Below are 22,637 nucleotides of genomic sequence, written 5' to 3'. Positions count from 1 at the left end.
CCAATGCGCGCTGTGCAATTCACCGAGTACGGTGGTCCGGAGGTGCTGGAACTCGTCGAGACCGAGCGGCCGGTGTCCGCGGTCGACGGGGTACTGATCGCCGTCGAAGCGGCCGCGGTCAACCCGGTCGACACCTACTTCCGGGAAGGGGCGTACGAGCCCGCCGAGTTGCCGTGGATCCCCGGCAGTGACGTGGCCGGGACGGTCGTCGAGGCCGGCGACGAAACCGATTTCGCGGTCGGCGACCGGGTGTTCGCGACCGGGCTGGGGAACTCGCGGCAGGGGACCTGTGCCGAGTACGTCGCCGCGCCGGCGTCGGCGGTCGCCGAGCTCCCCGAGTCGCTGTCGTTCGCCGAGGGCGCGGCCATGGCGCTGGTCGGCGTGACCGCCTGGCAGTCACTCGTCGCGGCCTGTTCGCTCGAACCCGGCGAGCGGGTGCTCGTCCACGGCGGGAGCGGCGGCGTCGGCCACCTCGCGATCCAACTGGCCGCCGCGACCGGTGCCCGGGTGACGACGACGGCCTCGCCGACCTACCACGACAGGCTGATCGACCTGGGCGCCGACGACGCCCTCGACTACCGCCGGGACGACCTCGACGACGCGGTCGTCGCGGCCGGGCGGCCGGACGTACTGTTGGACCACCGGCTCGACGACTACCTCTCGTTCGACGCCCGGGTCGCCGCCCAGGGCGGCCGGATCGCGGCCATCGGGAACACCGACTCCTCGGCGACGTTCGCCGACGTGCCGGCCTGTCGGGCGAAGGCCCTCTCCGTCCACCACGTCTCGATGTTCAACACACCGGAGTTCGGCGCGGTGCTGGCTCGGCTGGCGACGCTTGCCGCCGACGGCGCGATCGAACCCGTGGTCGTACGCGAGTACGACCTCGCCGAGGTCGCCGACGCCCAGCGGGCCGTCCTCGACGAGAGTTTCCTGGGGAAACTGGTCGTCACCCCCTGATTTATCCGCTCGCCGCCCCTCCCTCCGTGTATGTCAGTCGAGTTTGACTTCGACGGCGAGGTAGCGCTCGTGACCGGTGTCGGCGGCGCGCTCGGCAGTGCGGTCGCGAACGCCTTCCTGGACGCCGGCGCGACGGTCTGTGGCGCCGACGTGATCGAACCGGACAGCGAGGACTTCCAGCTGTCCGACCCCGACCAGATCGACTTCCACCAGGGCGATTTCACCGACGAGGACGACGTGTCCGCGGTCGTCGAGCGTGTCGTCGACGAACACGGCCGGCTGGACTACCTCCTGAACATCGCCGGCACCTGGCGCGGCGGCGACCCGCTCCACGAGACCGACGCCGACACCTTCGACTTCCTGTTCGACGTGAACCTCAAGACGATGTTCCTGGCGTCGAAACACGCCGTCCCGCACCTCCAGGAGACCGAGGGCGCAATCGTCTCCGTCTCGGCCCGCTCCTCGCTGGAGGGTGGGAGCGGTGACGGCCTCTACCGGGCGACGAAAGCCGGTGTACGGCTCCTGACCGAGACGATCGCCGAGGAGAACCTCGGCACCGTTCGGGCCAACTCCGTGATGCCGAGCGTCATCGACACGCCGATGAACCGCGAGATGATGCCAGACGCCGACTTCGAGGAGTGGGTCGACCCCGAACAGATCGGCGCCGTGATGTTGTTCCTCTGTTCGGATGCAGCCAGCGTGACCAGCGGGGCCGCCGTGCCCGTCTACGGCGAGGCCTGAAGCGGGCTGGGCGCGGAGCCCTCAGGCGCGGTCGAGTTCGGGGTCGAGGTCCGGTTCCCCAGCCGTGCCGCGCCGTTCGACGAGTCCCGGACCGGAGACGGAATCACAGGCGTTAACACCGACAACGCGGTAGCGCCGGCGACCATGAGCGACAGAGAGACGTGGACGACGCGGCTCGGCTTCATCCTCGCGGCCGTCGGCAGCGCAGTCGGACTGGGCAACCTCTGGCAGTTCCCGTTCAAGACGGGGGCCAACGGCGGCGCGGCGTTCGTCGCCTTCTACCTGATCGCCGTCCTCTTCATCGGCTTCCCGGCGATGCTCGCGGAGTTCGTGCTCGGACGGCGCACCAACGTCAACGCCGTCGACGCCTTCGGGGAACTGGGCCACCGCGGCTGGCGAATCGTCGGCGGGATCGGTATCGTCACCGGGTTCTGGATCCTCTCGTACTACAACGTCGTCGGCGGGTGGGTCCTCCGGTACATCCTGGGCAGTGCGACCGGGGCGTACTTCGGTGACCCCGGCGGCTACTTCGGCGCCGTCTCGGCGGGTCCCGAGGCGGTGCTGGCACAGGCGCTGTTCCTGGCGCTGGTCGTCGGGATCGTCGCGCTGGGCATCGAAGACGGGATCGAGAAGGCCACGACGCTGATGGTCCCGAGCATCGTCGTGTTGATGCTCGCGCTCGCGGCCTGGGTGGCGACGCTGCCGGGCGCCGGCGCCGGCTACGCCTTCTTCCTCTCGCCGGATCTGGGGACGATGATCGACAACGCGGCGAGCATCATCCCCTTCGCCGTCGGCCAGGCGTTTTTCACCCTCTCGCTGGGGATGGCGATCATGATCACCTACTCCTCGTACGTCGGCGAGGACGACAACCTCGTCTTCGACGGCGGCGTCATCGTCGTGATGAACACGCTCGTCGGTGTGCTGGCCGGCCTGGTCGTGTTCCCGATCCTGCTGACGATCGACTACCAGATCACGGCGACGACCGGCGGACCGGGTGCGCTGTTCGTCGCCACCGCGTCGGGCTTTAGCTCCGTCCCGTTCGGGCGGTTGTTCGGCGTCGCCTTCTTCGGGGTCGTCCTCATCGCGGCGCTGTCCTCGGCGATCAGCCTCCTGGAGGTCAGCGTCGCCTGGGCCAACGACAACTTCGGTGTCTCCCGGCCCGTGCTGGCGACCGGGATCGGCGTCGGCCTGTTCGTGCTGGGCCTGCCATCGGCGTGGGACACCGTCTGGCTGACCTGGTTCGACAACTTCGCGTACCAGCTGTTCCTCCCGCTGTCGGCGCTGCTCGTCGTCGTCTTCGTCGGCTGGGTACTGGGCGAGGAGGCCCTCGAAGAACTCCGGCAGGGGACCGGCGGCCTCGGCTGGTTCGGGCCGGTGTGGCTGTGGGCGCTCCGGTTGGTCGTCGTCGCCGGCATCCTCGCGACGCTCGGCCTGGGCGTCGAGACGATGTTCCTGGGTGAAGACCCCGCCGTCGTCCAGCCGTTCTGACGAACGGCATCCCGTCAGCCTTTTCGCTCTCGGTACGGACCAGCGGACAATGACCAGAGCGACCTGGCGGACCAGAGTCGGGTTCGTCCTCGCGGCCGTCGGCAGCGCCGTCGGCCTGGGGAACATCTGGCGGTTCCCCTGGCTGACCGCACAGAACGGCGGCGGCGCGTTCCTGTTGTTGTATCTGCTCGTCGTCGTCCTCGTCGGCGTCCCGGGACTGCTCGGCGAGATGGTGATCGGCCGACGGAGCGGCCGCAACCCGGTCGGTGCCTTCGGCGCACTCGGCGGGGACCGCTGGCGCCCGCTCGGCGGGATCGCCCTGCTCGCGTCGGTCGTCGTCCTCTCGTTCTACTCGGTCGTCGGCGGGTGGGTCCTCCGGTACACGCTCGCCAGCGCGACCGGCGCGTACTTCCAGGCTCCACAGCAGTACTTCGCGGCGATCGACTACGGCGTCGGCGCCGCGGGCTTTCACGCCCTCTTCCTGCTGGCGACGGCGGCCGTCGTCTACGTCGGCGTCGACCGCGGGATCGAAGTCGCGACGACGGTGATGGTGCCCGGGATCGTCCTCATGCTCGGCGGCCTGGCCGTGTGGGCGGGGACGCTGGACGGGGCCGCGGGCGGCTACGGCTTCTATCTCTCGCTGGACCTTGCCTACCTGCGGGCGAACTTCTTCGACGTGCTCGGCGCGGCAGCGGGCCAGGCGCTGTTTACGCTCTCTGTCGGTGCGGGCGCGATGCTGACCTACGCCTCCTATCTCGGTGAAGATCGCTCGCTGGCCGCCGACGGGACCATCATCGCCGGGCTCAACACCGGGATCGGCGTGCTCGCCGGGCTGGTGATCTTCCCGCTGTTGTTCTCGCTCGGGGTCGAGCCAGGGGCCGGCGGGCCGGGCGCGCTGTTTATCAGTCTCGCCGGCGCGTTCGCCGACCTGCCCTACAGCCGCGTCGTCGGCGTCGTGTTCTTCGGCGTCGTCCTGCTGGCCGCGCTCTCCTCGTCGATCAGCATCTACGAGGTGCTGGTCTCGTATCTGGTCGACGAGCGCGGGGCGTCCAGGCCCACGGCGACGACCGGCGTGGGCGCCCTGTTTCTCGTCACCGGCACCGGGGCGGCGCTGTCGCCGTCGCTGTTTGCCCTGCTGGCCGATACGATCGCCAACCTCGCGCTCACCGCGGGGCTGCTCGGATTCTTGCTGTTCGACGGCTGGGTGCTCGGACGCCTCGCGCTCGACGAGTACGAACTGGGAGCGGGCCGTCTCGCGAGGCTGGCCGGGCGACCGTGGCTCGCCGCCGTCGCGGTCGTGTTGCCCCTCTTTCTCGCGTTCACGCTCGTGACGGGGATCGGCGGTGTACTCGGCGTCGCGCTGACCGCAGTCCAAGCCGGTGCGGTCGCCGTGGCGGTCGTCGCGGGCTGTATCGCGCTGTTCGGTCGCGCGGCCCCGGCGTAGCGTTCAGTCGGCCTCGAACGCGCGGATCTCGCCGTCGATCTCGAAGTGGTTCACGTCGGGTTCGTACCCCGGACGGAGCCGTCCGAGGTCGACGGACTCGCTCCCGATGACGGCGAAGCCGGCGAAGATGGCGAGGAACCCGGCGACGGCCGTCGGGGGAATCGCCTCGTCGAGCAGCGCCCACCCGCCCAGCGTCGAGACGGCCGGGACGGCGTAGAACACCAGGTTCGCCCGGATCGGGCCGGTCGCATCGAGCAGGCCGAAGTAGGCGATGTAGGCGACCGCACCCGCCAGGATGCCGACGTACGCCAGCGCCAGCAGGCCCGGGACCGTCCAGACGACCGTCGCGGCCGACTCGCCGGCGGCGGCACTGAACCCGTGCGTCAAAGCTGCCGCAAGCGGGAGCCCCCAGGCCACGCGGACGGTGCTGGAGAGGTCGCTGTCGGCCCAGCGGATGAGGACGCTCCCGAACGCGGCGGTGACCGCCCCGGCGAACAGGATCAGTTTCCCGAGTCCGCCGTCGGCGAGCATCGCCGGGTCCGGGTCGACGACCAGCGCGACGCCCAGCAGGCCGACGGCCATCCCGACCGCGCCGCGGCGCGAGAGCCGCTCGGTCGAGAGCAGGAGGGCGGCGAACACCGGCGTCAGGATCGGGTTCAGGCTGAACACGATAGCGGCGACGGCGCTGGTCGCCGACTGCTGGCCGACGAACAGCAGGGCGTTGGTCAGCCCGATGGCGAGCAGCCCCGTCGCGGCGATGCCGACGAGGTCACCGCGAGTTCGCGGGAGCAGGTCGGCGCGGGACCGCGTCGCGAGGACGTAGCCGACCAGAGCCACCGCGGCGATGTCGAACCGTAGGGCGACGAACAGCAGCGGCGGGAAGTAGTCTAGCCCCGCTTTGACGGCGACGAAGGTCCCGCCAAAGAGGACGCTGGCGGCGACCGCGAGCCCGAGGACACGGCGGGAACTCATCGCGGTACCTCCACTGGGGAGGCGTCGGGAGCGACGACAGCAGAGCGGATACAAATCACGTTTGTGCAGACGGCCCAGGTGGCCATAAGGGCGTTCAGAAAGCCTTACACGCCGAGAAACGACTGCTCACCCACACGCGCTCGACACAGGGTGAAATCCTTGCACGGCACGAAAGCCATTTGCCTGGCGGGGCGAAACGGGCGGATATGGAATCCGCGCTGGCGGAGATCGAGTTCCTCGCGCTGTCGCCCAACCGGGTGACCGTCCTGTCGGCGCTGGCCGCGGGCCACCACACGCGCAGCGAACTCGCGGATCGCACGGGAGCGTCCCAGGCCACGCTCGGGCGGATCCTCGCCGACTTCGAGGACAGGGCCTGGGTCCGCCGCGAGAGCGGCGGGTACGTCGCGACTGCCACCGGTCGGCTGGTCGCCGAGGGGTTCGACGACCTACTGGGGATCGTCGAGACCGAACGGGACCTGCGGGGGATCGTGGACTACCTGCCGACCGACGCCATCGACTTCGATCTGCGCGAACTGGCGGCCGCGACGATCACGACGCCGACACAGACCCGGCCCAACGCGCCCCTCCAGCGGCTGGTCGACATGCTCTCGGACGCCGACACGGTGTCAGCGTTCTCGCATACCTTCAACGACCAGAGCCTCGGCGCCGTCCAGGAGCAGGTCCGCGAACACGGCCAGACGTTTCGCGGCGTCTTCTCGCGGACGGCGATCGAGACCCTCGCCGACGATCCCGGACTGCGCGATCGCCTGGTCGCGCTGCTGTCGGCCGACGGTGCCGAGATCAGACTGCGCGAGGAGCGGATCCCGCTGGCGGCGATGGTGACCGACGACGTGGTGTTCCTGCTGTTGCGCGACGAGGACGGCATCCTCCGGGCCGGGATCGACACCGACGCCGGGGCCGTCCGGGCGTGGGCCGACGAGACGTTCGACCACTACTGGTCGACGGCGACGCCGCTGGCGGCGAGCGACTTGGAGCACTGAGCCGACCGAGAACGGCGCGTCGGCCTACCGGACCCGCCAGACATCGTCCCCGGGGAGGAACCGGCCGAGTTCGGCTTCCTGCCGGTAGTCGGTCGCGAGCAGCGCGGTCAGCGCGGCGACCAGAGCGTCCTCGTCGGCGTCGGTCCAGTCGTGTGGGTCCTTGATCGGGTAGACGAGCCAGCCGCTGCCACGGACCTCCGTCGCGTGCAGTGCGTCCATGTCGACGGCGTCGGCCGGTTCGGCGGTCATGTTCGCGAAGACGTGTCTGGTCGCCCGCTCGCCGACCGGGAGGAGAACGTGGGAGGTGATCGCCCGAACCTCGGTGTCGAACATCGGTTCGTGGTCGGCGTAGTCGTCCTCCGTCGGGTCGCGGTCGCCACAGAGGAACAGGTAGGAGAGGTACGTCTTGTCGACGGTCGGCGGCGTCCCCGTCTCTTTCAGGAGTCCGCCGGCCAGCAGCGCCCGCTGGAGTCGCTCGGCGGCGGGGGTCCCCGTGAAGGGGATGCCCGACTCGTTGCCGCCGTGGATTCGAGGGTTGTCCCCGATGACGTGGAAATCGGCGTTGGCGTCGCCGTAGCCCGGAACGAACGGCTCACACGGCGCGTCGAAACCGAACGGGTTGTGCTGCGTTGCCGTGATGTTCTTCACACGCAATCGAAGGTCTCACCCCCTCAAAACTCCGGCGGTTCGGACGCTCACGGTCGTTCAGGTGAGATTCGGCACCGGTTCGCTGCCCGGCAGTCGGTGACGCCCTTCCGTGCTCGCTTCTCGACACCGAGCAGTCCCGCGCGGGTAACGCTTTTCTCGTCGGCCCCCGACAGCGCGGATATGTTCGGGTCCACGAGCCGTGATGTCGAATGAGTCACGACGACCGCGTGGAGGACCTCCGCGAGCGCAAGTCGGCCGCCGAGCGGGGCGGCGGCGAGGAGCGCATCGAGGCACAGCACGACCGGGGGAAACTGACCGCCCGCGAGCGGATCGACTACTTCCTCGACGACGACACATTCGTCGAGATCGACGCGCTGCGCGAACACCGCTCGACGAACTTCGACATGGACGACAACCACGTCCCGGGCGACGGCGTCGTCGTCGGTTACGGCCAGGTCGAGGGCCGCCGGGTGTACGTCTTCGCTCACGACTTCACCGTCTTCGGCGGGTCGCTGGGCGAGGCGTTCGCCCAGAAGGTCTGTAAGGTGATGGACCAGGCCATCGAGAACGGCGCTCCCATCGTTGGCCTGAACGACTCTGCCGGCGCCCGCATCCAGGAGGGGATCGACTCGCTCGCTGGCTACGCCGACATCTTCCACCGGAACCAGCAGGCAAGCGGCGTCGTCCCGCAGATCTCGGCGATCATGGGCCCGTGTGCCGGCGGCGCGGTGTACTCGCCGGCGATCACCGACTTCGTCTACATGGTCGAGGAGACCAGCCACATGTTCATCACCGGCCCGGATGTGATCGAGACGGTCACTGGCGAAGAGGTCGGCTTCGACGAACTCGGCGGCGCGAAGACCCACGCCAGCGAGTCCGGGGTCGCCCACTTCACCGCCGCCGACGAGAAGGCCGCGATGGACGACATCCGGTATCTGCTCTCCTTTCTCCCCCAGAACAACGTCGAGGACCCGCCAAGTGTCGACTCGTGGGACGACCCCGACCGCCGGGACGACTCGCTGGTCGAGACGGTGCCCGACGCCCCACAGAAGCCCTACGACATGCACGACGTGATCGGCGGCGTCCTCGATCAGGACTCCTTCTTCGAGGTCGCCGAGGCCTTCGCCCGCAACATCCTCACCGGCTTCGCCCGCCTGGACGGCCACGCGGTCGGCGTCGTCGCCAACCAGCCCCGGGTCAACGCCGGCACGCTGGACATCGACGCCTCCCGGAAGGGCGCCCGCTTCGTCCGGTTCTGTGACGCGTTCAATATCCCGATCCTCACGTTCGTCGACGTGCCCGGGTTCATGCCCGGCAAAGACCAGGAGCGAAACGCCATCATCAACCACGGCGCGAAACTGCTGTACGCCTACTCGGAGGCGACGGTGCCGCTGTTGACTGTCATCACGCGCAAGGCCTACGGCGGCGCCTACGACGTGATGGCGTCGAAACACATCGGCGCGGACGTGAACTACGCCTGGCCGACCGCCGAGATCGCGGTGATGGGGCCACAGGGTGCGGTCAACGTCCTCTACGACGACGAACTCGAATCGGCCGAGGATGTCGAGGCCCGGCGACAGGAACTCATCGACGAGTACCGCGACGCGTTCGCGACGCCCTACATCGCCGCCAAGCGCGGCTTCGTCGACGACGTGCTCGAACCCCAGGAGACACGGCCACGGTTGATCGCCGACCTGGAACTGCTCCGGGGGAAGCGAGCGGACCAACCCGAGCGGAAACACGGCAACATCCCACTGTAACCATGGCAACAGACACAGAGACGGAGCCCGAGGCACCGGCCGAGACGAACAGCGAGTCGGCAGTCGAGGACGAACTGGTCGAGTCCGTCGCGAACCAGGTCCCGGACGCGTCGGCCGAGGAGGCCGCCGCCATCGCGGTCGCGATCGGCGCCCACCTCGCGGACCGCGAGCGGGCCGCAACGGCCGCGGCCGCCGCCGCAGCCGCACGGTCCGAGGAGAGCTGGGGCGGAAAGGAGTGGAGTTTCTCCGAACGCGTCCGGGCGACCCAGCAGCGACACGTCCGCGTCCCCGAGGAGACACCGACCGACCCCTGGACGGCGGCCGGGCGAACCGACCGGATGTAGTCACTCCTCGCCGGACCCCAGGATCGCACCCACGGGGTCGTACGCCCCGCCCAGGAGTCGTTCGGTGAGCCACCCGGTCGCGTGTGCAAGCGCGTTGAGGGCGTTCAGCGTCGCCAGCGAGACCGCGAGGCCGCCGCCGGCTACCACGAGCGCCTGCGGGAGTGTCCGAACCCGCCAGTAGCCGACGCTGACGACCGCGTTGACACCGACTAGCAGGTTGTTCCACACCACGTAAAACGCCGGGTGGAACTCCACGGGGCGATCGGTCGGGAGGCCGACGTACACCGCTGGATCGCCGTAGTACAGCGGCATGAACAGCATGCTGAGCCCGGTCGACAGCGCCGCGGTCAGGAGCAGCACGGCCAGCAGGCCGACGCCGAACTTCACCACCAGGTACGCGAGCGGCGTCCACGTCCGGAGATCGGTGAACAGCGACACCACACGGTCGCGGGTGGTCGTCCCCGAAAGCGCCGTCCGGGCGGCGATGTCACGGCCCAGCAGGACGATCGTGAGACGGCGTTCGAGTCCGGCGAGAGCGAGACAGACGACCGCGGTCACTGCCAGGACGGCCACCCCGACGAGCACGACCGCCAGCCCGAGGCCGAGGGACACGCCGAAACTGACGACGAAGACGTAGACGAACCCGGCCGGGAACGCCAACAGCAGGTACAGCAGGTTTCGGTAGGTCTGTAGCCGGACCGGTGCACCGACGAACCGCCGCGTGCCGCGGGAGAGGGCGTTCATGTCGACAGCGGGACCCATTCTGTCATTCCGTGCTCGCCGGACGCGTATAAACATCCACGGTCGTGTGGCTGTGCCATCCCGCTACAGGGACTGGACGGTCACGTCGCCCGTCTCGGACGCGACGCGCAGTGTCGGCCCACCATCACCCAGCTCACCACGGACCACCTCGTCGGTGACATCGCCCGTGGTCTCGCCGTTCGACAGCGAGACACCGGTCAGTTCCACGTTGCCGTTCGAGGACTGTGCGACGAGCGTCGCGTCGAGGTCGGGGCCCACGCGGGCGACCACGTCGCCGGTGTCGGTCTGGACAGTGGTCTCGCCGTCGATCGCGGGGATGTCGACAGAAACGTCGCCGGTGTCGGCGGTCGCCCCGTCCAGCGCGGCCGGCGTTCGAACGTCGACATCGCCGGTGTCTGACTCCGCACTGACGGTGCCCTCGACGCGGCGGATGCGGACATCCCCGGTGTCGGTCCGGGCCTGGAGGTCGCCGGCGAGATCAGTCACCTCGATGTCGCCGACATCGGTCTGTACCGTCTCGACAGCCAGCGAGGCGGGGACTTCCGCGTCGAGATTCATCGACGGGCGACTGGCGAAGGGACCTGTGTCCCCGTTCCAGCGGGAGGACAGCCGGATCCGACCGTCCTCACGGACCGTCTCCAGCGCCAGGTCCGCGACGTTCGTCCTGACGGAACTGGCCTGTTTGACCGCATGGACCCGGATGTCCTCGCGGTCGGCGCCGCGGACCACCACGTCGCCGGTCTGGTTCTGGACGGTCAGCGCGGTCGCGCCGCGGACCGGGACTGTCTCGGTCGATTCCGTCCGCTTCCCGACGAACGGGGTCGTCCCGCTACAGCCGGCCACGGCGGTCAGGGCAGCGGCGACAGTGCCGGCGAGGAACCGCCGGCGCGGTACGTCTCTGGGCATACGTAGCCGTTGTCGGTACCGCCCCTTCAACACCGGCCGCCGCTTGCTGCCCCGCCAGCCGGACGATGGCTTTATATAGTCGATTCGCCGCCCTGTCGTGTCGGGCGAGCGGGTTCGGGAGTCCGCATAGTTTTATGGGCCGACTCTCAGTATGACGGGGTATGTTCGACAAGGTGCTCGTCGCCAACCGCGGAGAGATCGCGGTGCGCGTCATGCGTGCTTGCGAGGAGTTGGGCATCGGGACGGTGGCGGTGTACTCCGAGGCAGACAAGGATTCCGGGCACGTCCGCTACGCCGACGAGGCGTACAACGTCGGGCCGGCCCGTGCGGCCGACTCGTATCTCGATCAGGAGGCGATCGTCGACGCCGCGAAACAGTCCGGCGCCGACGCCATCCACCCCGGCTACGGCTTCCTCGCGGAGAACGCGTCGTTCGCGCGACGGGTCGAGGACACGGAGGGCGTGAAGTGGATCGGCCCGACGGGCGACGCCATGGAGGCCCTGGGTGAGAAGACGAAAGCCCGGAAGATCATGCAGTCGGCGGACGTGCCGATCGTCCCGGGGACGACCGACCCGGTCGAAGACCCCGAGGAGGTCGTCGAGTTCGGCGAGGAGTACGGTTTCCCGGTCGCGATCAAGGCCGAAGGGGGCGGCGGCGGCCGCGGGATGAAGATCGTCCACGACCCCGACGAGGCCGAGGAGCAACTCGAATCGGCCAAACGCGAGGGCGAGGCGTACTTCTCGAACGACTCTGTCTATCTCGAACGGTTCCTGGAGAACCCGCGACACATCGAGATCCAGATCCTCGCGGACCACCACGACAACGTCAGGCACCTCGGCGAGCGTGACTGCTCGCTCCAGCGACGACACCAGAAAGTCATCGAGGAAGGCCCCTCCGCGGCGCTCTCGGACGAACTCCGCGAGAAGATCGGCGAATCGGCCCGGCGCGGTGTCCGGGAGGCCGACTACTACAACGCCGGGACCGTCGAGTTCCTCGTCGAAGAGGACCCCGACCGCGAGGCCGGCGAAGTGCTGGGCCCGGAGACGAACTTCTACTTCCTGGAGGTCAACACCCGCATCCAGGTCGAGCACTGCGTCACCGAGGAGATCACGGGTATCGACATCGTGAAGTGGCAGATCAGGGTCGCCCAGGACGAGACGATCCCCTTCGCGCAGGACGATGTCGAAGTCGACGGCCACGCGATGGAGTTCCGCATCAACGCCGAGAACGCGGCGAACGACTTCGCGCCGGCAAACAGCGGCTCCCTGGAGACCTACGACCCGCCGGGCGGGATCGGCGTCCGGATGGACGACGCGCTCCGGCAGGGAGACGACCTGGTGACCGACTACGACTCGATGATCGCGAAGCTCATCGTCCACGGTTCGGACCGCCAGGAAGTCATCGAGCGCGGGAAGCGCGCACTGGCGGAGTTCGACGTGGAAGGGTTCCCGACGGTGATCCCGTTCCACCGCCTGATGCTCACGGACGAGGAGTTCGTCGCCTCGACACACACGACGAAGTATCTGGACAACCACCTCGACCGCTCGCGCATCGAGGAGGCCCAGGAGAAGTGGGGCTCCGAGACCGAGAGCGACGCCGACGACGACGAGGAAGTCGTCGAACGGGAGTTCACGCTCGAGGTCAACGGGAAGCGCTTCGAGGTCGAACTCGAAGAGCGGGGCGCCCAGCCGATTCAGGTCGGCGACGTGGATCTGGAGGACGGCGGGAACCAGCCCCAGCGCCCACAGAGTGGCGGCGACTCCGACAGTGGCGGCGGTGGCTCCAGCGCCGAGGGCCAGGAGGTCACGGCGGAGATGCAGGGGACGATCCTCTCGGTGGAGGTCGACGAGGGCGAGGAGGTCGAGTCCGGCGACGTGCTCTGTGTGCTCGAAGCCATGAAGATGGAAAACGACATCGTCGCCGAGCGGGCCGGGACGGTCAACGAGGTCGCGATCGGCGAGGGCGACTCCGTCGACATGGGCGATCTGCTGTTCGTCATCGGCTGACTGCGCTCCGTCTGCTTTTTACTGTCGACTGTCGTACTCGCGTCCATGCAGGAGACGCGCCACCGAGTGCTCGACGCGCTCGCCGCCGGCCCGGTATCGGGCCCGGCGCTGGCCGAGGAGCTGGGTATCTCACGCGCCGCCGTCTGGAAACACGTCGAGGCGCTCCGCGAGGACGGGTTCGAAGTCGAGAGCGCCGACAGCGGCTACGAACTCACGGGCGTGCCGGAGTTCGGCGGCGCGGCCGTCGAGTACGGGCTCGACGCGCCCTTCGAAGTCGAGTACCACGAGAGCATCCCGAGCACGAACGCTCGGGCGCGGGACCTGGCGGCCGACGGGGCCGACGACGTGGTAGTACTGGCCGACGAGCAGACCGGCGGCCGGGGTCGGCTCGACCGCGAGTGGGCCTCTCCCAGCGGGGGCATCTGGCTCTCCGTGCTCGTCCGGCCGGACGTGCCGATGGCCCACGCGCCGGTGTTCACTCTCGCTGCGGCGGTCGCGGTCACCCGCGCGGCCCGCGAGGCGGGCGTCGACGCGGGGATCAAGTGGCCCAACGACGTGCTCGTCGACGACCGGAAACTGGTCGGGATCCTCACCGAGATGGAGGGGGAGGCCGACCGTGTCTCCTGGGTGGTCGTCGGCATGGGGATCAACGCGAACGTCGACCCCGCAACGCTGCCCACGGACGCCGAACCGACGAGCCTCCAGCACGTTCGCGGCGACCCGATCGACAGGCGGGTGTTCACACAGCGAGTGCTCGAAACGTTCGACGAACTGCGGGGTGACATCGACAGTATCCTGCCGGCCTGGCGCGAGTACGCGACGACACTGGGCCGGCGGGTCCGGGTCGAGACGCCCGGCGGGACGGTCGAGGGCGAGGCCGTCGACGTACAGTTTCCCGGGTCGCTCGTCGTCGACACCGACGACGGCGAGGTGACCGTCACCGCCGGGGACTGTGACCACTTGCGACCGGTCTGAGCTACTCGGCCGCGACCTCGCGACGATCTGTCGGCGGGTCTCGATCGGCCGCCTCGACGGGCACGGTCACGACGGGGATCCGGGCGGCGCGGATCACGTTCTCGGCGACCGACCCCAGCAGCAGTCTGTCGATCCCGCCGCGTCCGTGGGTTCCCATGACGATCACGTCACAGTCGTTGGTCCGTGCGTACTCGCCGATCTCGGTGCTCGGTCGCCCCTCCACGATGGCCCGTTGGACCGGAACGTCGCCGGCTTGCCGTTCGACGGCGTCCATCGCTCGCTCCCCCTCCGTCTGGAACATGTCGGTGAGCCCCTCCCAGGTCATCCCGGCCGGGAGCGTGGAGAACCGGGCGGTGTCGACGACGTACAGCGCGTGGATCTCGGCGCCGTGTGTCGCTGCCAGCGCCGCCGCGTGGCGGACGACCCCGTCCATCCCGGCGGTCCCGTCGGTTGGGAGGAGAATCCTGTCGTACATATCAGACAGTCGAACACGCGGGAGCTTAGGAGTTTGGTACTCGGTATCGAATACCACACTCACTCCAGTTCGGCTTCGAGGTCGGCGATCTCCTGGTCGACATCGGTCATCTCGGCTTCGAGACGGCGCTCGAACTCCTCATCGGTGAGTTCGCCGCGCTTGTACTGTTCGGTGAGGCGGTCGACCGGATCGACCGGTGCCGCAGTCGTCGCGGTGGCGCCGTCGGTGGCATCGGCGGACTCGCTCTCGCCGCCGGTGATCGACGAGACGAGCCAGTACACGAGGTAGGCTGCGCCGCCGATCAGGAGGCCGGTGACGAGCAGCCCAAGCAGTGCAGCCAGGAGGTTCTGGAGGACGGCCAGGATCGCCGTCGCGACGACGAGCGCGGTGACCACGACGACGGTCCCGAGGACCAGTTTGCCGAGTGTCCCGAGTCCGCGGTCGGTAGGGGGCATATCGTCCGAGCGTACGGGCCGGAATCGGATAAAGGGCGCTACGTGTCCGGGAGGACGACGCGGTCGACATCGTCGACGCCGGCGCGCCGGACCAGCGCGCGGACGGGGTTCTGTGCGCCGGCGAGGTTGTCGGTATCGCCGTCGAGGGAAAACAGGCGAGCGGGCCGCCCAGGCTCGATCACGCCACAGTCGAGGCCGGCGATTTCGGCGCCGTTGACCGTCGCCATCCGGAGCACTTCGCGGGCCGAGAGGTCGGATATCATCTCCGTAACGGCCATCTCGCGGAACATCGACGGGCTGTTGAGCATCACGTTGTCCGTCCCCAGCGCGACCGTCGTCCGCTCGGCGAGCGCCTCGATCGGCGGCCGGCCGACACCGGTCGAGAGGTTCGAGCGGGGACAGACGACGACCGGAACGTCGCTGTCGGCGACCCGATCGAGGTGGATGTCCGCGGCGTGGACCATGTGGACGAGGAAGTCCGGATCGAGGTCCAACGCGGGGTTGATGTCGGAGGCGTCGACCTCCCCGGCGTGGATGCCGAACAGCTTCCCGGCCTGCCGGGTTGCGCGCCGCTCGGCGCCGAACTCGTCGTCGTTGGCACCGCTGGCCCCGAACCCGTCGGCCTGCTCCATCGCCGCGACGGTCTCGCGACCGAGGACGACGCTTCGGACGGGCGAATCCGCCAGCGCCGTGTCGATCGCGCGGACGCCGTCGACGCCGCCCTCCCGGAACTCGACGAACGCGCCAGTGCCGGCCCCTTCCATGAACGAGATCGTCCGGCGCATCCCGGCGACGAGTTCCTCCGTGCTGGCCGCCCGGAGCAGCCGGTGTTTCAGTCCGTCGGGCGGGGCGACCAGTTCCTCCAGTGTCAGTCCCTCGCCGGCCTCCTTCGCGATTGAGTCGCCGATGTGCGTGTGGGCGTTGACAAAGGCCGGGCAGACGATCGCGTCGCTATCGACGGCGGTCTCCTCGATGCCCGTGATCTCCCCGTCCTCGGCGACGACACGGCCCTCCACGGGGTCGAAGTCGCGCCCGCGGAGGATCGTTCCTTCCAGAATCACAGCTACCGATCCGTCCGACGGTCAGTTAAACTCATCGAGGGTCGCGTGGATCCCCGTTCGAACGTCGCTGATCCGGGCGCCGTCGATGTCCAGCCCGAGTTCGCGGATCGCCGCCTCGCCGACGCGCTCGTTCGCCGACGGCGGCGCGTACACGCCGAGTCGCCACTGGTCGCGCTGTGCGGCCCGGAGCGCGCTGACCAGCGTGGACTGCTCGCCCAACTGCCGGACCTCGCCGTTGACGAGGACACGGCTCGTGGACTCAGTCATCGAGGGGTCGGCCGCGACATCGATCAGCACCGCGTCGGTGTCGACGGCCGCCGTCGCGGCGATCTTGTCCTCCAGCGCGCGGATGTCCCGGTGGTCGGCGTCGAACAGGTCGTCCGGGACCGCCGAGTACTCCGCCCAGACCGCCCGTTTGTAGAGGTTTCGGTCGCTCAGTCGGTCGGCGTAGGTCGCGGTCTCCTCGCACTGGCGGAGCCTGACCAGCAGGTCGTTGTCGTCCCACCGGCGCAGGTCGTGGGCCGTCCAGTTGGTCGCGGTCAGGAGGCGCTCGGTCCCGCGGCGCAGCATCGTCTTGGCGATGCGGGCGACGTGGTGCTGGTAGACGGTCGGGTTCATCAGCGCCCGGGCGAGCAGCAGCGACTCGGCGGCCTGGACGTTGCCCTCGTCGAGGACGAGTTCGCCGTCGACCAGGCGGAGCTCGCGGATCAGCCGTTCGTGGTCGATCGTGCCGTAAGGGACGCCGGTGTGGTGGGCGTCCCGGACCAGGTAGTCCATCCGGTCGACATCGAGTTCCCCCGAGACCAGTTGCCCGAGGTCACCCTCGCCGGCGACAAGGTCGGCGACCCGGTCGGGGTCGAGGTCGTGTTCGTCGAGCACGCGAGCGACCGGGCCGCTGTCGATGAGTTCGTGCACGTCGTCGTGGTACTTGCCCGTGTGTCGGTGGACGACGTGCTCGACGTTGTGGCTGTACGGGGAGTGGCCGATATCGTGGAGCAGCGCCGCGGCCCGGACCCGTTCGGCCTGCCGACCCCCGATGCCGAGATGACCGAGCGCCTGGTCCGCGAGGTGGTACACCCCAAGCGAGTGCTCGAACCGGGTGTGGTTCGCCGAGGGATAGACCAGCGTGACGGTTCCCAGTTGGGAGATGTGACGGAGGCGCTGGACGGGGGGCGTCTCCAGCAACGCTTCGGCAACGCCCTCGACCGCGATGTGGTCGTGGACGCTGTCCTTGATCGTTGTCATCGGTCCGCTATTTGCCGGCTCCGGTGAAAACGGTTCGGCTGCGGTGTCCGGACGCGGTCCGGTTCACAGCGGCGTGTGCTGGGGGCGAACGCCCGCGCGGCTACCGGACGCGGTTCCGGAGCGCGTCGTGCACCAGGCCGTTCGACGCGACGATGTCGCCCGATTCGAGGCCAGCCAGTCCGCCGGTGCCGCCGTAGTCGGTGATTCGCCCGCCCGCCTCGCGGACGATGACGGCGCCGGCCGCCACATCCCAGGGACTGAGCCCGCCCTGGTAGAACCCCTCGGTCCGGCCCGTCGCCACATGGATCAGGTCGAGGGCCGCCGAGCCCGTCCGCCGGACACCCTGTGTCGTCTCGACGATCGCGGCGAGTGTCTCGACCGATGGGGTCGTGTCGACATCGAAGCCGGTCCCGACGAGCGACCGTTCCAGGGCCGACTCCTCGGAGACGGTGATCGGCGTCCGCTCACGGAAGGCTCCGCTTCCGCGGATACCCGTGTACACGTCGTCTCCGGGGACATCGTAGACGATCCCCAGTTCGAGGGTCCCGTCGACTTCCAGGGCGACAGAGATCGAGAACGTCGGAAAGCCGTGGTAGTAGTTGGTCGTCCCGTCGAGCGGATCGACGATCCACCGACACCGGCGCCGGTCGTCCGCCGTCGCCCCTTCCTCGGCCAGGACGCCGTGGGTCGGGAACTCGCGGCGGAGGTGCGCGACGATCCGCTCCTGCGAGCGGCTATCGACCTCCGTGACCAGTTCGCCACGGGACTTGTACTCGACGACAACGTCCTCGTCGAGGGACTCGCGCTGGAGCGCGCCCGTTTCGAGGACCACATCGAGCGCGCCGAGGAGGCGTTCGTCGTCGAGGAGCGTTCTGTCGTGGCTCATGTGGCTGGCGGTCGCGTGGTCCGTCACTCGCCCGGGACCCGTTCGGCGGCCCGGGCCTGTGCGTCGGCGGAGTGATACAGCGCCTCGCCGCTGGCTCGCTCGAACAGGTGGAGTCGCTGCTCGTCGACACAGAGCTCGACGGTGTCGCCCGGCCGGATCTCGGTCCGGGGTTCGACCTTGATCTGGACCTCCGTCTCGCCGACGGTGCAGTGCAGGAGGAGCTGTTCGCCCAGCGGTTCCGTCACCGTCACCGTCGCGGTACACACCGGGTCGGCGTCGGGGCGGTTCGCGGCGAGGGCGGCGTCCTCGGGTCGGAGCCCGAGCACCACGTCCGTCTCCCGCGCGGCGTCGAGCCCGCTCGCCGACGGCAGCGGGAGCGTGAACGCGTCGTGTGTTGCGACCGCAGGATGCTCTCCACGGACCTCGACCGGCAGGAAGTTCATCGCCGGCTCACCGATGAACCCCGCGACGAACCGGTTGACCGGATAGTCGTACAGCTCCTGTGGCGCCGCGACCTGCTGGAGCCGCCCGTCGTCGAGCACCGCGACCCTGTCCCCGAGCGTCATCGCTTCGGTCTGGTCGTGTGTCACGTACACCGTCGTGGTGTCGAGCTGTCGGTGGAGCTTCAACAGCTCCGCGCGCATCTGGACACGGAGTTTCGCGTCCAGATTACTGAGCGGCTCGTCGAGCAGGAACACGTCCGGTTCACGGACCAGAGCGCGCCCGATGGCGACCCGCTGGCGTTCCCCGCCCGAGAGCGCCTCGGGTTTCCGGTCCAGTAGCTCCGGGATATCGAGCGTCTCGGCCGCCTCCTCGACCCGGGCGTCGATCTCCTCACCGGAGAAGTCACTGACCGACTTCATCCCGAACTTCATGTTCTGGGCCGCGGTCATGTGGGGGTACAGCGCGTAGTTCTGGAACACCATCGCGATGCTCCGGTCTTTGGGCGCCACGTCGTTGACGACGCGGTCGCCGAGTTCGATCGTGCCGTCGGTCACGTCTTCGAGCCCGGCGATCAGCCGCAGCGTCGTCGACTTCCCACACCCCGACGGGCCGACGACGACGAGGAACTCGCCGTCCCGTACCGTCAGGTCGATCCCTTTCACCGCCCGTACGCCGTCGTACTCTTTCTGTAGCTCTGTGAGTTCGATATCTGTCATCTGTTACTTCTGCTGGATCGCGAAGGTGTTCAACAGCGGTCGGTGCAGGGCGATCAACACGAGAAGCGGCGGCAACAGCGCCAGGACCGCCCCAGCCATGATGAGCCCCCACCGGGTCAGCCCGGCCTGGGCCGACCCCTGGAGATAGCGGATACCGACCTGGACCACCTGGCTGTCCTTGTCGGTCACGGCCACGAGCGGCCAGAGGAACTGGTTCCAGGCGTAGATGAACGTGATGACGCTGACGCCGGCGATCATCCCCCGGGACATCGGGATCAACACCTTGACCAGGAACTTCAGTGGGCCGACGCCGTCGAGCCGGGCGGCCTCGACCAGCGACGACGAGATCGACATGAAGTGCTGGCGGAACAGGAACACCGCGGTCGCGCTGGCGATGTAGGGGCCGGTCAGTGCGATCATCGTGTTCGTCCAGCCCAGATCCGCCATGAGCTGAAACAGCGGGACGATCCGGACCGGGACGGGCAACAACAGCGTCAGCAGGATGAACACGAAGACGCCCCGCTCGTAGGGAAAGTCGTAGTAGACGAGCGCGAGCGCCGCGAACAGCGACAGCGTGACTTTCCCCACGACGATCAGGACACTCATGACGAAGGAGTTCAGCATGTAGGTGCTGAAGTTGTACTCGGTCAGTGCCGCCCGGTAGTTCTCCAGGCCCTGACTTCCGAGCCCGAGGTTCGTGACTTCGTACACCTCCGTCGTGGTCTGTGTGCTCATGATGATCGCGAGGACCAGCGGCGCGGACATCGCCACGATGGCGAAGACGAGTCCGCCGTGCAGGAGTAGCTGGTCCGGGAGCCCGCGGTCCAGTGACAGTGCGTCGGCCGTCGGCGTGTCGGTATCTGTTGCCATCGGTATCAGGCCCCGTACTGTGCGTATTCGTCAGAGATCCGAAGCTGGACGTACATCAGGATCGCGACCAGCGCGAACAGGATAACGGACTGTGCGGACGCCAGGCCGAGGTTACTGAACTCGAAGGCGTCCCGATACAGCTTGAAGATCAGGAGGTTCGTCGCGTTGCCCGGACCGCCGCTGGTCAGGAGATCGACGAGTGGGAACGTCGAGAAAAACGAGTAGATCGTGTTCATGACGATCAGGAACACCAGCGTCGGTGAGATGAGGGGGACGTACACCTTGTACAGCATCTTCAGCCGCCCGACGCCGTCGATCTCGGCGCTCTCGGTCAGGATGTCCGGGATGTTGTTCAACGCGGCGACCATGAAGATGATGTTGTACCCCAGTTGCTTCCAGATCGCGACCACGGCCAGCACGAGAAACGCCTGGGTACCGTTGCTGAACCAATCCAGCGTGAACGGCGTCAGCAGCTCCAGGTAGTGCGTGAAGATGCCGAGGTTCGGATGCAGGATGAAGTTCAACAGGATCGCCGCGACCGCGGGCGGCAGGGCGTAGGGCCAGATCGCGGCCACGAGATACGTCGAGGACCACACCTCGATCTCGTAGAGCAGGTAGCTGATCCCCAGCGAGAGCAGCATGGTCCCGCCGACGACGAGCGCCGCGAAGAGGACTGAGATCCCGAAGCTGTGCCGGTAGGTCGAGGACGTAGCCAGGTCCACGAAGTTCCCGAGGCCGACCCAGGCCCGCTGTTGTCCCAGGAACAGCGTCTCGTAGAGGCTCAGCCGGAACGTCTCCAGGCCGGGGTAGTACAGAAACGCGACAAGCACCGCGATGGTCGGCACCAGGAGTACCGCGGCCTGCGGGGTCGAATCGAACGGTTTCGGAGTGTCGCTCATGCGAACAGTGGGGCTTACTCGCTGCCGTCGTAGTTCCCGCTGTACCCGTCCAGCGCGTTCTGGACCTGTGTGTCCATCTGTGAGAGCCCCTCTTCGACGCCGACCTCGCCGTTGATGATGCTCACCGAGACCTCCTCGTTGACCGTCCGGGCCTTCGGGAACACGCCCATGACTGCCCCGCGCGTGGCCGGCGTGTCGGTGGTGTCCTGGAGCTGGTCGAAGGCGGTCCGGAAGTTCGGGTTCTCGTCGAACCAGCCCTCGTCGGTCAGCGTGTCGATCGCGCTCTGGCGAACCGGGAAGTAGCCGCTGTTGCGGTGCCAGCGGGCCTGCTGTTCGGTCGCGGTCAGATAGGCGATGAACTGGCCGGCGGCCTCCTTCTTCGCGTCCGAGAGCGCGTCGGGGACCCACAGCGACCCCCCGCCGATGACGACGCCGGTGTTGTCGCCGCCGGGCGTCGGGAGGTACGCCGATCCCAGTTCGAAGCCGTTCTCGTCGGCGCCGCTTTTCATCGAGACCATGTTCGACGTGGAGTCCCAGACCATCGGGACCTTCTGGGTGAGAAACGCCTGTCGGGCCTCGCCCCAGGCCTCGATCCCGGGGTTGAGATACAGCCCCTCGTCGGCCATCGTCTTCCACCACGAGTAGACGTTGCGGCCGGCCTCAGAGTTGAAGAAGGTCCCGTCGGGACGGCCGGAGCGACCGTTCTCGTTGTTGACGAGCACCTGATCCTGCTTGGCGAACTGCTGTTCGACCTGCATCCAGGTGTGGTTCGGCCAGGTGATCCCGCTCTCCATGTCGGTCTGATCGACGATCGTCTGTGCGGCTTCCCGGACCTCGGCGAGGCTCCGGGGCGGACTCTCGGGATCGAGCCCTGCCTCCTCGAACGCCGTCTTGTTGTACAGCATGATCGTGTTCGAGGAGTTGAACGGCATGGAGTTGAGGCTGCCATCGATCCGGTAGTAGTTCAGGACCGACGGCAGGAAGTCGTCGAGGTTCATCTCGTCTTCCGGCAGGATCTCCGAGACGGGGGTGAACGCCCCGCTGTCCAGCGCCAGCCGGGTCCCGATCTCGAAGATCTGTGCGATCCCCGGCGGGTCGCCGGCCCGGGAGGCCTGGAGCGACTGGTTCAGGTTCTGTCGGTAGCCGCCGTTGTTGACGGCGTTGACCGTCACACCGTCGGTCTGTTCGGAGAACTCCGCCGCCATCTCTTCGAGCGTCGTCCCCAGCTCGCCGCCGAAGATGTGCCAGAAGTCGATCGTGACGGCCGCGGACGAACTGCCGCCGGACGCGCCGCCGTCACTCTCCGAGCCGCTGCCCCCGCTACAGCCTGCCAGGCCGAGCGCACCGACGGCCCCCGCCGTCGTCAGAAAGCCTCGACGGCTGACCCCGTCCGCGGTTGTCTCGTGCCGGTTCCCACATGCCGAGCCGATATTTACCATACACGAGGCACCAACCGCAGTATAAATTTAAATCTTTTCTATTTACGCCAGATAATTATACATATATTGTTTATTGTCCGGACGAGTCGCGGTTGTAGTGCTATTGTTCGGGGTACTTAACTGCGCCCTCGCCGGTGCGCCCG

General features: G+C 68.1%; 22 protein-coding genes. 9 read left to right on the top strand and 13 right to left on the bottom strand.

What is annotated here, in order from left to right:
• Positions 1-3: 3 nt before the first annotated feature.
• The 4 genes from P1L40_RS16675 to P1L40_RS16660 all read left to right on the top strand — a co-directional run bounded on the left by P1L40_RS16675 (position 4) and on the right by P1L40_RS16660 (position 4,630).
• Positions 4-957: an NADPH:quinone reductase gene (locus P1L40_RS16675; protein ID WP_284008669.1), complete on the top strand. Its 954-nt coding sequence runs from the start codon at positions 4-6 to the stop codon at positions 955-957.
• 30 nt (positions 958-987) lie between these two features.
• Positions 988-1,698, top strand: a complete 711-nt coding sequence (locus P1L40_RS16670) for an SDR family oxidoreductase (RefSeq protein ID WP_284008667.1) — start codon at positions 988-990, stop codon at positions 1,696-1,698.
• A gap of 144 nt (positions 1,699-1,842) precedes the next feature.
• Positions 1,843-3,186 carry a sodium-dependent transporter gene (locus P1L40_RS16665; protein WP_284008665.1) on the top strand — a complete coding sequence of 448 codons (1,344 nt, stop codon included), beginning with the start codon at positions 1,843-1,845 and terminating at the stop codon, positions 3,184-3,186.
• A 49-nt stretch (positions 3,187-3,235) separates the two neighbouring features.
• Positions 3,236-4,630: a sodium-dependent transporter gene (locus P1L40_RS16660; protein WP_284008664.1), complete on the top strand. Its 1,395-nt coding sequence runs from the start codon at positions 3,236-3,238 to the stop codon at positions 4,628-4,630.
• 3 nt (positions 4,631-4,633) lie between these two features.
• On the opposite strand, the gene P1L40_RS16655 is transcribed toward P1L40_RS16660, so the two are convergent.
• Complete coding sequence (locus tag P1L40_RS16655) at positions 4,634-5,602, bottom strand: DMT family transporter (RefSeq protein WP_284008663.1); 969 nt, start codon at positions 5,600-5,602, stop codon at positions 4,634-4,636.
• 206 nt (positions 5,603-5,808) lie between these two features.
• Between P1L40_RS16655 and P1L40_RS16650 the strand changes: the two genes are divergently transcribed.
• The gene (locus P1L40_RS16650; protein ID WP_284008662.1) at positions 5,809-6,603 is read left to right on the top strand and encodes a helix-turn-helix transcriptional regulator; all 795 of its coding nucleotides are present in this window, start codon (positions 5,809-5,811) and stop codon (positions 6,601-6,603) included.
• 24 nt (positions 6,604-6,627) lie between these two features.
• On the opposite strand, the gene P1L40_RS16645 is transcribed toward P1L40_RS16650, so the two are convergent.
• On the bottom strand, positions 6,628-7,251 hold the full coding sequence (locus P1L40_RS16645) for a uracil-DNA glycosylase family protein (protein WP_284008661.1): 624 nt from the start codon (positions 7,249-7,251) through the stop codon (positions 6,628-6,630).
• Positions 7,252-7,460: 209 nt separating this feature from the next.
• Here P1L40_RS16645 and P1L40_RS16640 point away from each other — a divergent pair, with 209 nt between their 5' ends.
• Both P1L40_RS16640 and P1L40_RS16635 read left to right on the top strand, forming a co-directional pair.
• On the top strand, positions 7,461-9,011 hold the full coding sequence (locus P1L40_RS16640; RefSeq protein ID WP_284008660.1) for an acyl-CoA carboxylase subunit beta: 1,551 nt from the start codon (positions 7,461-7,463) through the stop codon (positions 9,009-9,011).
• Between the two features lie 2 nt (positions 9,012-9,013).
• Entirely contained in the window at positions 9,014-9,355 is a 342-nt protein-coding gene (locus P1L40_RS16635) for a DUF8022 family protein (RefSeq protein WP_284008659.1), read from the top strand.
• On the opposite strand, the gene P1L40_RS16630 is transcribed toward P1L40_RS16635, so the two are convergent.
• On the bottom strand, positions 9,356-10,117 hold the full coding sequence (locus P1L40_RS16630; RefSeq protein ID WP_284008658.1) for a sensor domain-containing protein: 762 nt from the start codon (positions 10,115-10,117) through the stop codon (positions 9,356-9,358). It lies immediately after the preceding gene.
• Positions 10,118-10,180: 63 nt separating this feature from the next.
• On the bottom strand, positions 10,181-11,023 hold the full coding sequence (locus P1L40_RS16625; RefSeq protein ID WP_284008657.1) for a DUF4097 family beta strand repeat-containing protein: 843 nt from the start codon (positions 11,021-11,023) through the stop codon (positions 10,181-10,183).
• Positions 11,024-11,184: 161 nt separating this feature from the next.
• On the opposite strand from P1L40_RS16625, the gene P1L40_RS16620 reads away from it, so the two are divergent.
• Together P1L40_RS16620 and P1L40_RS16615 are read left to right on the top strand one after the other, a co-directional pair.
• Positions 11,185-13,029: an acetyl-CoA carboxylase biotin carboxylase subunit gene (locus P1L40_RS16620; RefSeq protein WP_284008655.1), complete on the top strand. Its 1,845-nt coding sequence runs from the start codon at positions 11,185-11,187 to the stop codon at positions 13,027-13,029.
• Between the two features lie 45 nt (positions 13,030-13,074).
• Positions 13,075-14,004 (top strand): biotin--[acetyl-CoA-carboxylase] ligase, encoded by a 930-nt coding sequence (locus P1L40_RS16615; RefSeq protein ID WP_284008654.1) that lies wholly within the window; start codon positions 13,075-13,077, stop codon positions 14,002-14,004.
• A gap of 1 nt (position 14,005) precedes the next feature.
• Here the strand turns inward: P1L40_RS16615 and P1L40_RS16610 are convergent, their stop codons facing one another.
• The 9 genes from P1L40_RS16610 to P1L40_RS16570 form a co-directional block, all read right to left on the bottom strand.
• Positions 14,006-14,479, bottom strand: coding sequence for a universal stress protein (locus P1L40_RS16610; RefSeq protein WP_284008653.1), 474 nt, complete (start codon positions 14,477-14,479; stop codon positions 14,006-14,008).
• A gap of 59 nt (positions 14,480-14,538) precedes the next feature.
• A complete protein-coding gene (locus P1L40_RS16605) occupies positions 14,539-14,934 on the bottom strand; it encodes an SHOCT domain-containing protein (RefSeq protein WP_284008651.1) in 396 nt (131 codons plus the stop codon).
• Positions 14,935-14,972: 38 nt separating this feature from the next.
• Positions 14,973-15,995 (bottom strand): amidohydrolase family protein, encoded by a 1,023-nt coding sequence (locus tag P1L40_RS16600; protein WP_284008650.1) that lies wholly within the window; start codon positions 15,993-15,995, stop codon positions 14,973-14,975.
• Between the two features lie 21 nt (positions 15,996-16,016).
• Entirely contained in the window at positions 16,017-17,240 is a 1,224-nt protein-coding gene (locus P1L40_RS16595; RefSeq protein WP_284008648.1) for an HD domain-containing protein, read from the bottom strand.
• A gap of 100 nt (positions 17,241-17,340) precedes the next feature.
• Positions 17,341-18,126, bottom strand: coding sequence for an inositol monophosphatase family protein (locus tag P1L40_RS16590; RefSeq protein WP_284008646.1), 786 nt, complete (start codon positions 18,124-18,126; stop codon positions 17,341-17,343).
• A 23-nt stretch (positions 18,127-18,149) separates the two neighbouring features.
• Positions 18,150-19,286: an ABC transporter ATP-binding protein gene (locus P1L40_RS16585; protein WP_284008644.1), complete on the bottom strand. Its 1,137-nt coding sequence runs from the start codon at positions 19,284-19,286 to the stop codon at positions 18,150-18,152.
• Positions 19,287-19,289: 3 nt separating this feature from the next.
• Positions 19,290-20,156 carry a carbohydrate ABC transporter permease gene (locus P1L40_RS16580; RefSeq protein ID WP_284008643.1) on the bottom strand — a complete coding sequence of 289 codons (867 nt, stop codon included), beginning with the start codon at positions 20,154-20,156 and terminating at the stop codon, positions 19,290-19,292.
• A gap of 5 nt (positions 20,157-20,161) precedes the next feature.
• Complete coding sequence (locus P1L40_RS16575; protein ID WP_284008641.1) at positions 20,162-21,055, bottom strand: carbohydrate ABC transporter permease; 894 nt, start codon at positions 21,053-21,055, stop codon at positions 20,162-20,164.
• Positions 21,056-21,069: 14 nt separating this feature from the next.
• The gene (locus tag P1L40_RS16570) at positions 21,070-22,494 is read right to left on the bottom strand and encodes an ABC transporter substrate-binding protein (protein WP_284008639.1); all 1,425 of its coding nucleotides are present in this window, start codon (positions 22,492-22,494) and stop codon (positions 21,070-21,072) included.
• Positions 22,495-22,637: the final 143 nt, after the last annotated feature.

The sequence above is a fragment of the Haloarcula pelagica genome (assembly GCF_030127105.1).
Classification (GTDB): Archaea; Halobacteriota; Halobacteria; order Halobacteriales; family Haloarculaceae; genus Haloarcula; species Haloarcula pelagica.
The sequence above is the reverse complement of the archived record's forward strand: the minus strand, read 5'-3'. Positions and strand labels throughout refer to the sequence as shown.

Coding starts and splice junctions, on each gene's coding strand:
- P1L40_RS16675 (WP_284008669.1), top strand. CDS start 4: ATGCGCGCTGTGCAATTCACCGAGTACGGTGGTCCGGAGGTGCTGGAA.
- P1L40_RS16670 (WP_284008667.1), top strand. CDS start 988: ATGTCAGTCGAGTTTGACTTCGACGGCGAGGTAGCGCTCGTGACCGGT.
- P1L40_RS16665 (WP_284008665.1), top strand. CDS start 1,843: ATGAGCGACAGAGAGACGTGGACGACGCGGCTCGGCTTCATCCTCGCG.
- P1L40_RS16660 (WP_284008664.1), top strand. CDS start 3,236: ATGACCAGAGCGACCTGGCGGACCAGAGTCGGGTTCGTCCTCGCGGCC.
- P1L40_RS16655 (WP_284008663.1), bottom strand. CDS start 5,602: ATGAGTTCCCGCCGTGTCCTCGGGCTCGCGGTCGCCGCCAGCGTCCTC.
- P1L40_RS16650 (WP_284008662.1), top strand. CDS start 5,809: ATGGAATCCGCGCTGGCGGAGATCGAGTTCCTCGCGCTGTCGCCCAAC.
- P1L40_RS16640 (WP_284008660.1), top strand. CDS start 7,461: ATGAGTCACGACGACCGCGTGGAGGACCTCCGCGAGCGCAAGTCGGCC.
- P1L40_RS16635 (WP_284008659.1), top strand. CDS start 9,014: ATGGCAACAGACACAGAGACGGAGCCCGAGGCACCGGCCGAGACGAAC.
- P1L40_RS16630 (WP_284008658.1), bottom strand. CDS start 10,117: ATGGGTCCCGCTGTCGACATGAACGCCCTCTCCCGCGGCACGCGGCGG.
- P1L40_RS16625 (WP_284008657.1), bottom strand. CDS start 11,023: ATGCCCAGAGACGTACCGCGCCGGCGGTTCCTCGCCGGCACTGTCGCC.
- P1L40_RS16620 (WP_284008655.1), top strand. CDS start 11,185: ATGTTCGACAAGGTGCTCGTCGCCAACCGCGGAGAGATCGCGGTGCGC.
- P1L40_RS16615 (WP_284008654.1), top strand. CDS start 13,075: ATGCAGGAGACGCGCCACCGAGTGCTCGACGCGCTCGCCGCCGGCCCG.
- P1L40_RS16610 (WP_284008653.1), bottom strand. CDS start 14,479: ATGTACGACAGGATTCTCCTCCCAACCGACGGGACCGCCGGGATGGAC.
- P1L40_RS16605 (WP_284008651.1), bottom strand. CDS start 14,934: ATGCCCCCTACCGACCGCGGACTCGGGACACTCGGCAAACTGGTCCTC.
- P1L40_RS16595 (WP_284008648.1), bottom strand. CDS start 17,240: ATGACAACGATCAAGGACAGCGTCCACGACCACATCGCGGTCGAGGGC.
- P1L40_RS16590 (WP_284008646.1), bottom strand. CDS start 18,126: ATGAGCCACGACAGAACGCTCCTCGACGACGAACGCCTCCTCGGCGCG.
- P1L40_RS16585 (WP_284008644.1), bottom strand. CDS start 19,286: ATGACAGATATCGAACTCACAGAGCTACAGAAAGAGTACGACGGCGTA.
- P1L40_RS16580 (WP_284008643.1), bottom strand. CDS start 20,156: ATGGCAACAGATACCGACACGCCGACGGCCGACGCACTGTCACTGGAC.
- P1L40_RS16575 (WP_284008641.1), bottom strand. CDS start 21,055: ATGAGCGACACTCCGAAACCGTTCGATTCGACCCCGCAGGCCGCGGTA.
- P1L40_RS16570 (WP_284008639.1), bottom strand. CDS start 22,494: ATGGTAAATATCGGCTCGGCATGTGGGAACCGGCACGAGACAACCGCG.